The 15,449-nt window shown below is 46.2% G+C and carries 13 protein-coding genes; 5 read left to right on the top strand and 8 right to left on the bottom strand.

Annotated features, from left to right (window positions below):
- Nucleotides 1-4: 4 nt before the first annotated feature.
- The 3 genes from H8S65_RS15815 to H8S65_RS15805 form a co-directional block, all read right to left on the bottom strand.
- Nucleotides 5-2,302, bottom strand: a complete 2,298-nt coding sequence (locus H8S65_RS15815) for a TonB-dependent receptor (RefSeq protein ID WP_255489273.1) — start codon at nucleotides 2,300-2,302, stop codon at nucleotides 5-7.
- A gap of 228 nt (nucleotides 2,303-2,530) precedes the next feature.
- The gene (locus H8S65_RS15810; RefSeq protein WP_186930832.1) at nucleotides 2,531-2,860 is read right to left on the bottom strand and encodes a hypothetical protein; all 330 of its coding nucleotides are present in this window, start codon (nucleotides 2,858-2,860) and stop codon (nucleotides 2,531-2,533) included.
- Complete coding sequence (locus H8S65_RS15805; protein WP_186930831.1) at nucleotides 2,861-3,166, bottom strand: FtsB family cell division protein; 306 nt, start codon at nucleotides 3,164-3,166, stop codon at nucleotides 2,861-2,863.
- Nucleotides 3,167-3,237: 71 nt separating this feature from the next.
- Here H8S65_RS15805 and H8S65_RS15800 point away from each other — a divergent pair, with 71 nt between their 5' ends.
- Entirely contained in the window at nucleotides 3,238-5,010 is a 1,773-nt protein-coding gene (locus H8S65_RS15800; protein ID WP_186930830.1) for a DNA polymerase III subunit gamma/tau, read from the top strand.
- 71 nt (nucleotides 5,011-5,081) lie between these two features.
- Here H8S65_RS15800 and H8S65_RS15795 read toward each other — a convergent pair whose 3' ends face one another.
- The 3 genes from H8S65_RS15795 to queC all read right to left on the bottom strand — a co-directional run bounded on the left by H8S65_RS15795 (nucleotide 5,082) and on the right by queC (nucleotide 7,161).
- Nucleotides 5,082-5,861 carry a 3-keto-disaccharide hydrolase gene (locus tag H8S65_RS15795; protein ID WP_186930829.1) on the bottom strand — a complete coding sequence of 260 codons (780 nt, stop codon included), beginning with the start codon at nucleotides 5,859-5,861 and terminating at the stop codon, nucleotides 5,082-5,084.
- Nucleotides 5,862-5,998: 137 nt separating this feature from the next.
- Nucleotides 5,999-6,466 (bottom strand): preQ(1) synthase, encoded by a 468-nt coding sequence (gene queF, locus H8S65_RS15790; RefSeq protein ID WP_186930828.1) that lies wholly within the window; start codon nucleotides 6,464-6,466, stop codon nucleotides 5,999-6,001.
- 35 nt (nucleotides 6,467-6,501) lie between these two features.
- Nucleotides 6,502-7,161: a 7-cyano-7-deazaguanine synthase QueC gene (queC, locus tag H8S65_RS15785; protein ID WP_186930827.1), complete on the bottom strand. Its 660-nt coding sequence runs from the start codon at nucleotides 7,159-7,161 to the stop codon at nucleotides 6,502-6,504.
- A 268-nt stretch (nucleotides 7,162-7,429) separates the two neighbouring features.
- Here queC and H8S65_RS15780 point away from each other — a divergent pair, with 268 nt between their 5' ends.
- On the top strand, nucleotides 7,430-8,857 hold the full coding sequence (locus tag H8S65_RS15780) for an OmpP1/FadL family transporter (RefSeq protein ID WP_186930826.1): 1,428 nt from the start codon (nucleotides 7,430-7,432) through the stop codon (nucleotides 8,855-8,857).
- Between the two features lie 315 nt (nucleotides 8,858-9,172).
- On the opposite strand, the gene glgP is transcribed toward H8S65_RS15780, so the two are convergent.
- Together glgP and H8S65_RS15770 are read right to left on the bottom strand one after the other, a co-directional pair.
- Nucleotides 9,173-11,743, bottom strand: a complete 2,571-nt coding sequence (gene glgP / locus H8S65_RS15775; protein ID WP_186930825.1) for an alpha-glucan family phosphorylase — start codon at nucleotides 11,741-11,743, stop codon at nucleotides 9,173-9,175.
- A gap of 108 nt (nucleotides 11,744-11,851) precedes the next feature.
- A complete protein-coding gene (locus H8S65_RS15770) occupies nucleotides 11,852-13,510 on the bottom strand; it encodes a glycosyltransferase (protein ID WP_186930824.1) in 1,659 nt (552 codons plus the stop codon).
- Nucleotides 13,511-13,637: 127 nt separating this feature from the next.
- On the opposite strand from H8S65_RS15770, the gene H8S65_RS15765 reads away from it, so the two are divergent.
- The 3 genes from H8S65_RS15765 to H8S65_RS15755 are packed head-to-tail and all read left to right on the top strand — an operon-like array spanning nucleotide 13,638 to nucleotide 15,265.
- Nucleotides 13,638-13,922 carry a hypothetical protein gene (locus H8S65_RS15765; RefSeq protein ID WP_186930823.1) on the top strand — a complete coding sequence of 95 codons (285 nt, stop codon included), beginning with the start codon at nucleotides 13,638-13,640 and terminating at the stop codon, nucleotides 13,920-13,922.
- Nucleotides 13,923-13,932: 10 nt separating this feature from the next.
- A complete protein-coding gene (locus tag H8S65_RS15760; protein WP_186930822.1) occupies nucleotides 13,933-14,478 on the top strand; it encodes a lysophospholipid acyltransferase family protein in 546 nt (181 codons plus the stop codon).
- Between the two features lie 4 nt (nucleotides 14,479-14,482).
- Entirely contained in the window at nucleotides 14,483-15,265 is a 783-nt protein-coding gene (locus H8S65_RS15755; protein ID WP_186930821.1) for an amidohydrolase, read from the top strand.
- Nucleotides 15,266-15,449: the final 184 nt, after the last annotated feature.

Here is a 15,449-nt window from a genome sequence, read left to right as displayed (position 1 = left end):
TGAATTAATTTCCGAAATAAACTCTCACTTTGCCGTAGAAGGCGCGTCCTGCCTTCTGTAAGCTAAAGTTGTCGTACAGGTCTTCATCTGTAAAGTTGCGGCACTCGAACGACACGTTGTACCGTCCGTTCTGAAGACTGTAAGAAAGAGATAAGTTATGAGAAAACTGGTTCGGTACGACATAGTCGTTATTTTTCGATCCGATAGCAGACGAATAATAAGTAAAGCTATGTAGGTACTGATTGTCGTAAGTCACGGTCAGCACATTGCCCTTTTTCCAGAGGTTGCGCCAGTAGAACGACAGGTCGGAATCTGCAAACCGGTAGGGGAGGTTCGGCATCCGTTCTCCATAGGCCAGGTTTTCGGCACTGCTGGTAATAGAGGTCTTCATTTTGTCGCGTACGTCCATCTGGGTAAAGTTACCGCCTACGCTCATCCAGTTTGCAAAGTTGTACCGGACGGACAGGTTAAATCCTTTTGTCTCGACTTTACCGTAGTTGATATAGGTTGCAGCCTGTTTGCCGCCACTCAGATCGGTGATGTTGCGCTGTATGTAATCCTTCGTATTGCGATAGACCACTCCACCTTCCACATACAAGGTATGCTTCCCGAATGTCTTGTTGTAGCTCAAATTGAAGTTTATGTTGTCGCTGTTTTCCGGACGGATGCTCAGTTCACCCATTTCCAGGTCTTCGTCACCAAACATCTCTTCAATTGTCGGCAGGCGATAAGCCTTTTCGTAAGACAGCTTTGCTTGCAGGTCTGTCAGGATGAAATAGGTCCCGGCTGCCCCGTATCCGAACGAGTTGACAGAACGTGTTTTGCGTACATATTCGTCCTGCGTGCTCGAAGTTGCCATCGGGCCTGCTACAAACTGGTTGTAGTATTTTCCGAAAGCGGAAAAGTTCCAATGTTCGGATGGCATCAACCGGTAGGAAAGGCCTGAAATGTTTTTACGGGTTTCTTTGGCAATGGCGCTTTTCATCTCTTCGGCTGCAAGCAGGGATGTATTGGAACGGTGGAAAGTGTTCAATACATGATTGAAGGTGAATGTGTGCATTTTACCGACCCGGTAATTGAGTGTCAACGTGCCGTTCCAGTTATTGTTGTCTGCCCGTGAATGTTGTCTTGACTGTTCTCCGGCAGAGTTCATCAGGTGCTTTTCTCCACGCCAGTTATATTCATAAGAAGAGGTGTCCACGTTGGTCGTAAGGTTTTTATTGTAGTTGGCGGTCAGTACCATGTCCAGGTTTTGGGTAAACAGGTCGCGTTTGCCATATTCCAGCGAAGGCATCAGCGAATGCCCTTTGCGGTGCTTTTGACCGTACACGATTTCCTGGCGTACGCCTGTCTGTATGTCCTGGTACATATTGGAATAGGTGAAACCCAGCAGCAGGCGGTCTGCCCATTTCTTGTCTACGATACCTAATTTACCGATGACAGCTTCGTTGTGGTAGGTATCGTTAAAGCGTTTCACACGTTCTTTCTTGCTTCTGTCGATACTTCCTGTTTCGAAGTTTTCCACCGGAGCGTTCACATGGTAGTCATTGTCCGAATAGTTCTGGAAAGCATTGATTTCGTAGGTAAAGCCGTTCTTGAACGTCTGTCCGAAGTTCACGTAAGATTTGTGCGTATTGAAGGAACCATACGAATAGGATGCGTCTAAAAACCATCTGTTCCGTTTCTTTTTAGTGATGATGTTGATCACGCCTCCGATCGCATCCGTACCGAAGCCTACCGGGACCACTCCTTTATAGATTTCGATGCGTTCGGCAAAGTTTACCGGGATGTTGTTCAGCCCGAACGAACTTCCCACACCTTCCTGCGGCACACCGTCGATAAATATTTTCACGTGCTTGCCACTGAAGCCGTCCAGCGTAAGTTGCATATCCGAACCGACACCGCCGGATTCACGCACTTTCATCCCCGGAGCTTTAGCCAGTGCCTCGCTCAGGCTTCTGTTGGAATTTTGCAGTTCTTTCGTATCGAGTGCTACGGCATTGAATGCCGAACGCTTCAAACGGCTTATTCCGTTTGAGACAACGACCACTTCGTCCAGCTCTGTCGATTGCGGAGTAATGGTTATATTCTGCTTGGTCCTTTCCCCTCTGGTAAGTTTAACCGGTTTTTCGACAGTCTTATAGCCGATGGCTGATACGACTAATGTATAGTCGCCTGCCGGAGCTTTCAGATGGTAAATGCCTTGTTCGTTGGTTGTTCCGCCGTACGTGGTTCCTTTCAGGTAGACCGTTGCGAAATCAACGATTTCTTTTTCCGTAGATATTATTTTACCTGAGATCATCGCTCTGTCCTGTGCAGAGGCGGATATCGCAGCCAAGAGGAATATGAATAAACCGGAAATTTTAAGAATAGTCGCTTTCAATTTATAAAGAGTTTTGTATCGTTAGTAAAACGATGCAAAGGTCTTTATAAATGGAAAGCGCATCAATCGCGGATTTTAGGTAATTTTATTGTCCCTGTAATTGTAATATTGACAATACCTCTAACTATATGTAGGTATTTTTCATCTTTAGTTTTCTTTTTTAGGAGCGACAAATGCCGTGTATAACTGGAGCAAGGCTGAAATGGTCAGGCAAATCACCCATTCTTTCCGTCCGCTGAACATCAGGGCGGAGGCGAATATGCACAGCAATCCGGCAAATATATTGTAGCGGTGCAACCTGCGTCTGCGGAAATCCATTTCTTTGGTAGGCATCGTCAGGTAACTGACTGCGACGCCGGCTGCTCCGACGGCAAACAGGTAAGGGGCTACAACAGGCAATGCCAGATATAATCCCGCACCGGCGAGCAACAGCAGGGCGGAGATATTGAAAACTATCGTTCTTGCTTTTTCGTTCATTTACTTGTTCTTAATAATGTAAACATCTTCGTTCGGCTTTTTCATGAAATATTCTTCACGGGCAAAGCGTTCGAGACCTTCCTTGTCCGTATGCAGGTCGTTCAGCTTCTTGCTGTTGACCTCGATCTCTTTCTGATAATGCTTGATCTCTTTTTCCAGGCTGCGAATCTTTTCATCGTATGTATAACGCTTGTACAGGCTGCTGTCGCCCAACACGAAAGTCAGAGCGAAGAACACTATGGTTACCAGCCAGTAGGCATTGATCCTGGACAGATACTTGTTGTAAAAGTCTTTTATGCGTGACATCGGAACTTCGTTTTTGCAAAGGTAAATGAATTATTTTGTTTATCTTTGTCTTGTTAATAAAAAAGCAGAGAATGGATAATTATATTGTATCGGCAAGGAAATACCGTCCTTCTACTTTTCGTAGCGTGGTGGGACAGAAATCCTTGACAACTACACTTAAAAATGCAATACAAAGTAACAAGCTGGCTCATGCCTACCTCTTTTGCGGTCCCCGTGGAGTGGGTAAGACCTCTTGTGCCCGTATCTTTGCCAAGACGATCAATTGCCTGAATCCGACTGCCGACGGGGAAGCCTGTAACGAATGCGAATCCTGCAAGGCTTTCAACGAACAGCGTTCCTATAATATCCATGAACTCGATGCCGCCTCCAATAACTCGGTTGACGACATCCGTGCCCTGATCGACCAGGTGCGTATTCCGCCTCCTATCGGAAAATATAAGGTCTTTATTATCGACGAGGTGCATATGTTGAGTTCGGCGGCTTTCAATGCGTTTCTGAAAACGTTGGAGGAACCGCCCCATCATGCCTTGTTCATCCTGGCTACGACGGAGAAGCACAAGGTGCTGCCGACCATCCTGTCCCGTTGCCAGATATACGACTTTTCGCGTATCTCGATTGCCGATATGGTGGAACATCTGGAATACGTCTCTTCCTGCGAAGGGGTGACGGCGGAACCGGAAGCCTTGAATGTGATTGCCCAGAAAGCGGATGGCGGTATGCGCGACGCGTTGTCCATCTTCGACCAGGTGGTCAGTTTTACGAATGGGAATATTACCTATCAGGCTGTTATCGATAACCTGAACGTCCTTGATTACGAATATTATTTCCGTCTGACGGATGCAATGCTTTCCGGCAACGTAAGATCTGCCATCCTGATCTTGAACGATATATTGGGCAAAGGCTTTGACGGGCAGAATATCATAACCGGCTTGGCGTCGCATTTCCGTGATTTGCTGGTATGCAAGGATGAGGCTACTTTGATCCTGTTCGAGGTAGGAGCTTCTATTCGTGAACGATATAAGGAGATGGCGAAGCGTTGCTCCGACGGACTGTTGTTTAAGGCGATCGAATTGGCAAATACATGTGACCTGAATTACCGGGCCAGCCGGAATAAACGCCTGTTATTGGAGCTTACGCTTATCCAGCTTTGCCAGTTAAGCAGCGCCGGGCAACCGGCTGATGATAAAAAAAAAGGGCTGATTGAACCGATCGCATCCAACGGGCCGGGACAGGCTCCTGCCCAACCAGGGCAGGCCGTAGCGACTCAGACTTATACCGTACAGTCCGCTCCCCCTTTGCAACGCCCGGTACAATCTCCGCAGGAAATGACAGGTGCGACTGCTATTCCGCAGGCTCCTCCGGCATCGACGCCTAAGAGAGTGGCGCGTCCGCCCCAGTTCGGCACTTCCATTAAAGAGATAGGAGTGGAGCACCCGAAAGCGCAGGCTACGGCGCAAGCTGCTACCGTGGTACAGGAAATACAGAGTCCTTTTAGCCAGGAAGCATTGGTGCATTACTGGGATGCTTATGCATCTGCGATCGATAAGAAGGTATATCTGAAAAATACGATGATCAATTGTAAGCCGGCCTTGCAGGATAATTATTGTTTTGAAGTCTGTGTGCATAACCCAGGCCAACAGGATGAATTGACGAATAATTGTATCGATATATTGAGTTATCTGCGGGTGCAGTTGAAGAATACCCGTATTCAGATGCGTGTCCGTATAGATGAAACGAATCAGAAACATTTGGCCTATACGTCGACAGAGAAGTATGAACACTTGCTGAATATAAATCCGGTTTTGGCCAAGTTGAAGGATGAGTTTAATTTAACGCTCGACTAAATAGTTGAAAGGTGAAAGTTAAAAGGTGAAAGTTCAATTTATATTTTTCAACTTTCACCTTTCAACTGACTTTACATTTCCCTGATCCAGATATTACGGAAGCTGATCGGTTCGCTGGGGTCGCCATGAGACTGCAAACGGATCGGGCCTGCACCATGTTTTACTACTTTCGGGAAACCGATATATTCTGTAGTACCCAGGATAGTCGTATTATTCTGCAATACGATGCCATTCTGAATGACAGTAACGCGCGGCGGAACACGATAAGTTCCGTCTTCTTTGAAGATAGGAGCGGAATAGATAATGTCGTAGACATTCCATTCACCCGGTTTACGCATGGCATTTGCCAGAGGAGGCGTTTGTTTGTAGACACTACCGGTCTGTCCGTTTACATAGGTTTCGTTGTTGTAGCAATCCAGAACCTGGATCTCATACATATCTTGCAAGAAGATACCGCTGTTGCCACGTCCTTGGCTTGTGCCGGTGATGTTTTTGGGTACGCACCATTCGATATGCAACTGGAAATTCTCGAACTTTTGTTTTGTCTGAATGTCTCCTTTCTTTTTGTCAACAGTGAAAACTCCTTTCTTTACAATCCATTCAGCCGGTCCGCCTTTAGGTGTTTCCCAAGCTGAGAGATCATTGCCGTCAAACAGGACGATAGCGTCGGAAGGGGCACTGTTTGTTTTGATGTCACCCGGAGTAACTACTTTCGGTTGTGGCGTCCAGTATTCGGACATCCCTGGTTCCATTTTTTTCTGTTCGGGGTACTGTTTTTGTGCGCTTGCACTGATACAGGCTGTACAAGCTAAAGCTGCCAAAGCAGTCTTCATTGTAATGCTTTTGTTCATGGTCTAAATTTTTTTATTTGGTTTAGAATTTACTACCTGCAAAGGTAGTTGATTAATTGAAAATTGAAAATTGAAAAATGAAAATTTAGCTTCGCGTCGCAGTTAATTTTCAATTTTCAATTTTCAATTTTCAATTCTCAAGCTGGCTTGTGATTGAAAAGCCGTTGTTCTGCCAGTTGTTCGTATTTGGAATCTGGCCGGCCGTAATTGCAGTACGGGTAAATGCTGATTCCGCCGCGCGGAGTGAAGATACCGGTGACTTCGATATATTTGGGGTCCATCAGGCGGATAAGGTCTTTCATGATGATATTGACACAATCCTCATGGAAGGCTCCGTGATTGCGGAAGCTGAACAAATATAATTTCAAGCTCTTGCTTTCCACCATTTTTACATCGGGAATATAATCTATGTAGATGGTTGCAAAGTCCGGCTGGCCGGTGATGGGGCAGAGGCTTGTGAATTCAGGACAGTTGAAGCGTACCCAGTAATCGTTATCCGGATGCTTATTGGTAAAGGCCTCCAGCACCTCCGGAGCATAATCTTGTTTGTATACGGTTGAACCGCCTAACAGATGCAGTTCGTTTTCTTCTTTTCTTGTATCCATGATGTCTTTTTGTTATTCTTGTAAACGATGATTTATCAGCGTCTTTTTAAATATTTCTCCAGCCCTTCGCGGCGTAGTTTACAGGCGGGGCAATGGCCGCAACCTTCGGCTATAACGCCATTGTAGCAGGTGAGGGTCTGGGCCCGTACAAGGTCGAAGACTCCTAATTCGTCGGAAAGTTCCCATACTTCGCTTTTGTCCCGGTCCATCAGGGGAGTGTGGATAACGAACTGTTCGTCCATCGCCAGGTTCAGGGTGACGTTGAGGGAGCGTACGAATGTATCGCGGCAATCGGGATAACCGCTGAAATCGGCTTCCGATACGCCGGTTACCAGGTTGAAGATCCCTTTGCTGCGTGCCAGGATCGCGGCGAAGGTCAGGAATACCATGTTACGCCCCGGAACGAAGGTGTTCGGATAGCTGTCTGCCGGTTTTTCCCGGTCCATCGAAATGCCGGTATTTGTCAGCGAACAGTTCGGATCGAGCTGGCTGATCAACGACACGTCCAACAGTTGGAACGGAACGTGGGCATCGGCTGCGATCTTTCGTGCAACCTCTATTTCCTGGGAATGTTTTTGCCCGTATGTAAAGCATACGGCTTCTACACGAGAAAAGTGCTTCTTTGCCCAGAACAGGCAAGTCGTGGAGTCTTGTCCGCCGGAGAAGCATACCAAAGCGGCTTCTTGATGTTTCATATCTTTCTTGTTTTTAATACGTGGTTTAGCAAGCACACGGAAAAGGAGACATTCCTTATTCGCCTGCAAAGATACTTTTTTAATTGAAAATGGAGAATTGAAAACGGAAAATAGGAGGAATAGGGGAAGATGAAATTGCACAACCCTAATTAATTTGTGCAGCACATTTCTGTCAAAAGTGTGCAATATTTAAAAAAAGTATTTATCTTTGCCGCCGTTTATGTCCGGGAAGGCATAATAGAAATAGGTATTAACAAATAAAGTTTTTATGAAGAAAGTTATCGCGTTAGCATGTCTTTCCATGCTTCCAATGACGTATGTGGCCGCAGAAGGTTACCAGGTAAATGCACAGAGTACGAAGCAGGCCGGTATGGGTCATGTAGGTGTCGCAATGAAACTGGGTGCGGAAAGTATGCATTTCAATCCTGCCGGATTGGCTTTTATGGATCGTAATGTCGACCTGTCGGTAGGTGTTTCCGGTGTGTTCGCTACTGCTAAATATAAATCATTGACAGACGATTATTCTTTTGAAACGGATAATAAAGCCAGTACTCCCTTGTATCTTTATGCCGGTTTTAAAATATATGATAATCTGGCTGCCGGTGTAATGGTAAATACTCCGTTTGGTAGTGGTATTCATTGGGGAAACGATTGGAGAGGTTCCCACCTTATCCAGGATATTTCTTTGAAGGCATTTAATATTCAGCCTACGATTTCCTGGAAAATTATAGATCGGTTGAGTATCGGTGCTGGCCTGATGATGGAGTTTGGCAATATCTCTTTGAACCGTTCTTTGATTGCTCCGGGTGCTATGAGCGGATTGGCTGGTAAGCTGACTGCTGGAAATCCGGCATTGGAAGCAATGATTCCTCAGCAATTGAAAGAGGTTATGGCTAAATATGATAATGTGTCGGCAGCTTCTGTCGGTTTGAAAGGAGATGCAGGCGTGCGTCTGGGATATAATATCGGTGCGATGTTCGATGTGAATGAAAAGGTTACGATCGCTGCTTCTTATCGTTCGAAAGTAACAGCAAAGGTAAAAGAAGGGGATATTGCATTGGATTATGCCAATGAATTGGAATTCAAAGGTCTGTTGCAACAGGTAAACGGGCTGTTAGGTCAGCTTCAGGGGCTTCCGGGTGTACCCGAAAAAATTGAAATTCCGGAATTGGATAAAGGAACTTTTTCTGCCGAATTGCCACTACCGAGTGTATGGAGCGTAGGCGTTACTTATTGTCCTACTACTCGTTGGACACTTTCCGGTGAAGTTCAGTTTGTGGGTTGGGGAGCGTATAAATCTTTGATTGTCAACTTTAGCCCGGCAGAAGAGCTGGGTAAGCATGATATCAATGCTCCGAAAAGCTATAAAAATTCTCGTATTTACCGTATCGGCGGTCAGTTTGCAGCCACAAACCGTTTGGATGTGCGTCTGGGAGCTTATCTGGATGAGTCTCCGGTTAAAGACGATTACCTGAATCCTGAAACTCCGAGTATGAACAAGCTGGGGATTACAGCCGGTTTGAGTTTCCGCCCTTTGACAAACTTTTCCGTAGATGTGGCTTTCTCTTATGTAACGGGTTTCGGACGTGACGGTTCTTATACCGATCTGGATCTGGTGGGGCAACCCCGTACTTTCGGTGGGCATTATGACACTGTCGCCTTGATGCCTGCGATCGGCGTATCTTATGCTTTTTAACCTAACAATATCATATATCAGTAAAAAAGGGGGGCTGCCTGTGGCGGTTCCCCTTTTTATTTGTGTGTAACCGTATCAAAATGTTCTTCCTCCAAATCACCATTCGCAGTAGTGACTGAGCGAGGCCACTTCGGCTTCGGTAAAGCTATGCTTTATGCCTCCTAACCCATAGCTTTGCACCTTCTAATGCTATGGGTTACGGAACGTAAATAATAGCGGAAACCTCAATTTGGCTACGGTTGCCTTGATATATAAAAAAAGGTTGTCCCCCTTTCGGAGAACAACCTTTTTTGTGATTGATTTTATCAGCTTCGATTACAACTGGATCCAGCGAACGAAAGCGAAGTCCATACGATGAGGCAATTCTTTGTTTACAGGGTAAACGCGGAAGCCCATCTTGTGAAGGCCTGCTTCACTCGGAGTCGTTTTCAGCTCGAAGAACAGTTTGGAACCTTCTTCTTTCATCAGCTTGAACTGTTCTGTTGTCAGTAATTCCAACTGATGATTGTCCGGGTTTTCTTTAGTTACAACCATTTCTACACCCAACATGCCTTTCAGCTCGTGGCGGTCGATAACCAGGTTGAACTTATATTCTTTGCCGACAACCGGGCCGTCGATAGACAAATCCTGTGTGCTTGTAAACGATTCTACCTGGAAACTATCCCAATGTTCAGCCACTTCTTCTTTCCATGCAGCGATAGCTTTTGCTTCGGCAAAGTTGTTTTCACGCAGGTGAGAGGAGCGGTTCGCCAATTTGTTGTAGAAACGATTAACATAATCGTCCAACATACGTTTCATCGTATAGTCGGGAGCGATTTCAGACATCGAGTTCTTGATATACTGGATCCATTCGGGAGAGTAGCCCTTGCTGTTTTTAGCATAGTAAGCCGGGATAATCTCTGTTTCCAGTGTATGGTAGATAGTAGCGGCATCCAACTGATCCTGATATTGCTGGTTTTCGTAAGTACGCTTGTCGGTCAATGCCCAACCTGCACCCGGTTTGTAACCTTCATACCACCATCCGTCCAATACGGAGAAGTTCAGAACACCGTTCATTTCTGCTTTTTCGCCAGATGTACCGGAGGCTTCGAGAGGACGGGTCGGAGTGTTCAACCAAACATCGACACCGGCGATCAGGTGACGAGCCAGACGCATGTCGTAGTTTTCCAGGAAGAAGATCTTGCCTAAGAATTCCGGACGGCGGGAGATTTCGACGATGTGTTTGATCAAGCCCTGTCCGCCACCATCGGCCGGGTGAGCTTTACCGGTGAATACGAACTGGATCGGATATTGTTCGTTGTTTACGATCTTAGCCAAACGATCCAAGTCCGTGAACAGCAGGTGAGCACGTTTGTAAGTGGCGAAACGGCGACCGAAACCGATCAGCAGGGCGTTCGGGTTGATCTTGTCCAGGATGGAGACAACCTTTGCTGGGTCGCCCTGGTTCTTCAGCCAGTTTGTCTTGTACTGATTCTTGATATATGTGATCAACTTGTTCTTCAGAGTCTTGCGGATAGACCAGATGTCTTCGTCCGCAACGTTCTGGATGGCTTCCCAATATAACTTGTTCGACTGGTCTTTGAAGAATTTCTTATTGAAGTTTTCTGCAAAGAAACGTTTCCATTCGGTAGAAGCCCATGTCGGCATGTGTACGCCGTTGGTAACGTATCCTACGTGCAATTCATCGGGGAAGTAGCCTTTCCATACCGGAGCGAACATGCGCTGGGATACTTTTCCGTGCAACCAGCTTACGCCGTTTGCTTCCTGGCAAGTATTCAAAGCGAATACACTCATCGAGAACTTCTCGTTGGAACCTGGGTTTTCACGTCCCATGTCGATAAATTCCTGCCAGCTGATACCCAGCTTGCCGGGGAATTCGCCCATATAACGGCCGAACAGACCTTCGTCGAAGTAGTCGTGACCTGCCGGAACCGGTGTGTGGACGGTGTACAAAGCCGAAGCGCGTACAACTTCCAAAGCCTGGTTGAATGACAGGCCGTCGTTCTGGATGAAGTCTACCAGACGCTGTGCGTTGATCAACGCAGCGTGTCCTTCGTTGCAGTGGTAAATCTGTTTTTTGATACCCAGCTTGTTCAGCATCAAGATACCGCCGATCCCCAACAGGTATTCCTGTTTCATACGGTTTTCCCAGTCACCGCCATACAGCTGGTGAGTGATGGAACGATCCCATTCGCTGTTCTGAGGAATGTCCGTATCCATCAAGTATAAAGGAACGCGTCCTACGCTTACTTTCCAGATGTGCGCATAAACGGTGCGGCCGGGGTAAGGGACTTCCAATACCATCGGTTCGCCGTTAGCCTGCATAACTTGAGTAAGAGGCAGCGCGTTGAAGTTTTGCGGTTCGTAGTTGGCAATCTGTTGTCCTTCCATAGACAGAGACTGAGTAAAGTAGCCGTAGCGATAGAGGAAACCTACTGCTGTCAGGTCGATGTTGCTGTCGCTGGCTTCTTTCAGATAGTCACCTGCCAGTACGCCCAGTCCGCCGGAATAGATTTTAAGCACGTTTGTCAAACCATATTCCATGCTGAAATAGGCAACAGACGGTTTTGTCTGATCCGGTTTAACATTTACATAATCCTTGAATATTGAGTAAACAGCTTTGATTTCGGCCATCAGGACGTCATCAGCCAGAATTTCTTCAATACGTTTGTAGGATAGGCTTTGAAGTAAAAGAACAGGGTTACCTTCTGTTGAGGCCCAAAGTTCAGAATCGATCTTACCGAATAATTTGGCTCCTTCATGGTTCCATACCCACCATAGGTTTGTAGCCATTTCATATAACGGCTGTAATTGCTCGGGGAGCATAGAATGGGAATAAATATCTTTCCAAATCGGGCTGTTTGCGTTATTCGCTTTGATTTTCATTATTGTGAAGTTTAAAATGTTTCAATTACTATATTAATATTGTATAATCTCTTCTTTTGCTTAAAACGGTGCAAAGATAGGGATTATCTGTTTTATTATGAGCGTATTTTAATTATTTCTTTTGTCTGCGCTCTCCAAAGCGATCCTGAAAGCTTCTTCATAATAGACGATGAATTTGCTCCATTCCGCTTTTGCCGCCAGGCTGAAACTGCGTTTCCGGATCTCTGCCGCTTCCTTTTTATCCTTTCCGGCAAGCGTCAGGATCGAGGATGTGATGGCATCTGCTACTTCGAAATAATTGAAATCGTCGCGGTTCACGACGGCTACGCCTTCGCTGATATTGCTACCTGTCACATGCTTCTTGGCCCATAGGCCGAAACCGGCAAGGTCGGTAGTAATGGTCGGAATCCCGAATGCGATACTTTCCAGCGGAGTGTATCCCCAGGGTTCGTAGTAGGAAGGATAGACGGTTGCATCCATACCGATCAGCAGATCGTAGTAGGGTTTGTTCAGGATGCCGTCGCGCCCGTCCAGGTAGCAAGGCACGAAAATGATTTTCAACTTGTCGGTTGCCGAATTGGTGAAACCGGCGTGAGAGATATAGTTCAGCACCTTGTCCTGTTCCATCAGGTTCAGCCAGTGTGTTACGAATGGCATTTGCATGGGGGAAGTGGTGCGGATATTCTTGTCGATGACTTCTTTCAGGTCTGCGCGCGCATCGCGTACCCAGGCCGGAACCATGATGAAAGCAACGACTTCACGTTGGAGCTTTCCGGAAGTGCGTACCCGGTTCATCGCTTCGATAAAGACGTCGATACCTTTGTTACGGTATTCGTAGCGGCCACTCGTGGACACCAGGAAAGCATCCGGTGAAACGGGACATCCTAACAGTTTCTCAGCTACGTTGAGCAGGTCGTGCCGGGCTGCCGTACGCTTTTTCTCGTATTCCTTCTTGGCGGGGACGAAGTTTGGTTCGAAGCCGTTCGGCGTGACGATGTCAGGCGCTTTGTCCAGCAATTGTTTGCACTCGCGAGCTGTGATGTCGCTCACTGTTGTAAAGCAGTCCACATGCAAGGCTGTCTGTTTTTCCAATGAATGCTTCGCTTCCATGTTCAGTTCCTTCGCCATCTGGTCCCCGTTATAACCGTCCATGTAAGCATACAGGGCTTTGTTGTTTCCGGCGATGGAACGGCCGATAGAAGTAGCATGTGTCGTGAAGAGCGTTGCTATGGCCGGGATTTGCTTTTGGATGTAAAGCGCACCCATTCCCAGCATCCATTCATTGAACAGAGCGGCAACCTTTTTGTTTTCCAGCTTGTAAAAATGGTAGAAACTTTCGATGACCTTGCCTACCGCGTAAGCGAAGATACAGGATTCGTCGTAGTCGCCGTATGCATGGATCGAGTCCACGCGGAAACTTTCCCACATCGAGTAGAAAAAAGAATCTCTTTCTTTGAAGAAAGGTTTAAAATCTACCAAGATTACAGGAGGCATTCCCGGAACATTCCATCGGCCTACTTTTACTTTCAGATTGTCTGTGGTCTTCGTATAAGCTTTCCAGTCAGCAAACAGAACATCATCTTCAATAAAGTCGGGAGCATTGGTGTTAGCCCACACATCGGGTCCTATAAAGATCAGTTTATCTTTAAAAAACTGTAGCAACGTATGCGCTTTCGTTGAAAGAACAGTATAAATACCTCCTACTTTGTTACATACTTCCCAACTGCTCTCGAAAAGATATTCCGGCGTTGTTGTTATATTATCCATAAACGATTTTGTTTATAATCAGATATTTTGAGGGGGCAAAGATACGAATTTTTGTCTTTTTTTCAACTATAGGGCTTGTTTAATGAATGAATTATGTAGATTTGTGGATATTTTAATGTAAACAACTATGGCTAAAAGAAGGATTTTAAAGAAAGACATCAGCTATGTGGCTGGCGATTTGTTTTCAGAAGCATTGGTTTGTATGCTGTATATCCCAGGAGTCGATTCAGGGAAGGCTGACGTGGTGATGGCGAGAATACTCGATATGCAGGACGAGTTTATTCGTCGTGCCAACCGTCCGGACGGAAAAGAAAACAAAAAACGGGTGAAAGAATATTACCGTAAACTGCGGGCGGACCTGCAAACGGAAATAAACGCAATAGCAACTGAAATCGGAGAGTTGAGCAAATAGAAAGGAAAGAATGAAGAAAGCTATAAGTAAGGCGCTTCTTCGCCTGGCCGGCTGGAAACTGGGATCGCTGGTCGAAGATGTGCCAAAATGTGTGATATGCGTAGCTCCGCATACCAGTAACTGGGATTTTATCGTGGGAAAACTGTTTTATACCTCGATTGGCCGTAATGCCAGTTTCCTGATTAAAAAGGAATGGTTCTTTTTTCCGTTCAACCTGTTGTTTGACTGGTTGGGCGGCGTGCCGGTGGATCGCCATAAACGGACCTCGGTGACGGATCAGATGGTGGAACAGTTTAATCAACGGAAAGAATTTCAACTGGCCGTGACTCCCGAAGGTACACGCAAACGGGTGAATGACTGGAAAAAGGGGTTCTACTATATCGCACAAAAAGCCAACGTGCCTATCCTGATGGCCTATTTCGACTACAAAAAGAAAGAAGCCGGTTTCAAAGGAGTATTCTATCCCACGGGTGATGCGGATAAAGATATCCGTGAGATCCGTGAGCATTATAGGGATGTGACAGCTTGTCACCCGGAAAACTTTGTTCAAATTTAATATTATGGCAGACAATTTGCGTATCAGTATGGTCCAGTCCCATATTATCTGGGAGGACAGAGATGAAAACCTGGGGTATTATGGAGAGTTGCTTCGGCGTGTCAGTGGTAAGACGGACATTGCTATTTTGCCGGAAACGTTTACAACCGGTTTCTCCATGGAAGTTGAAAAACTGGCAGACACGATGGACGGGCCGACCATCCCCACTATAAAAGGATGGGCGAAGAAGTATAAGCTTGCTGTGGCAGGCAGCTTCATTGCGAAAGAAGACGGGAAATATTTTAACCGCGCTTTTTTCGTAACTCCTGAAGGTGAAACTTATTTGTATGACAAACGGCATTTATTCCGGATGGCTGGCGAAGACCAACATTTCACTGCCGGGGATAAACGGACGATCGTACGGTATAAGGACTGGAATATCTGTTTGCAAGTTTGCTATGATCTTCGTTTCCCGGTTTGGAGCCGGAACGTGAACAACGAATACGACCTGCTGATCTATGTCGCCAACTGGCCTGAGGCCCGCAAGAAAGTTTGGAAAACGCTGCTCCAGGCACGTGCTATGGAGAATATGGCGTATGTCTGCGGAGTGAACCGGGTAGGGATCGACGGCAAGGGGTTTGTGTATCGGGGCGACTCCATGATCTTCTCTCCGAAAGGCAAAAAGCTGGCGGATGCCGGCAAGCGTGAGGAAGTGACGCGTACCTGTACGCTTACCCGTGCGGACCTGGAAGAGCTAAGGGCTAAGTTTCCGGCATGGAAGGACGCGGATCAGTTTGGAATCAAGTGATATTTTCCTGATAAGACTTCGGATTTGAACCCAACAAAACGAAGGTGTCTGAAAAGGATGCCTTCTTTTTTGTTATGCCGCCCGTTTATTATCCATTTTTATTTTTAAAACATCTTTGGTCTTCTCAATTGTCTCTCTTCGGGAAGTAATCCTACAGAAATAAGTAAAAAATAAAAGAGAACTG

The sequence above is a fragment of the Parabacteroides hominis genome (genome assembly GCF_014287585.1).
Taxonomy (GTDB): domain Bacteria; phylum Bacteroidota; class Bacteroidia; order Bacteroidales; family Tannerellaceae; genus Parabacteroides; species Parabacteroides hominis.
The sequence above is the reverse complement of the archived record's forward strand: the minus strand, read 5'-3'. Positions and strand labels throughout refer to the sequence as shown.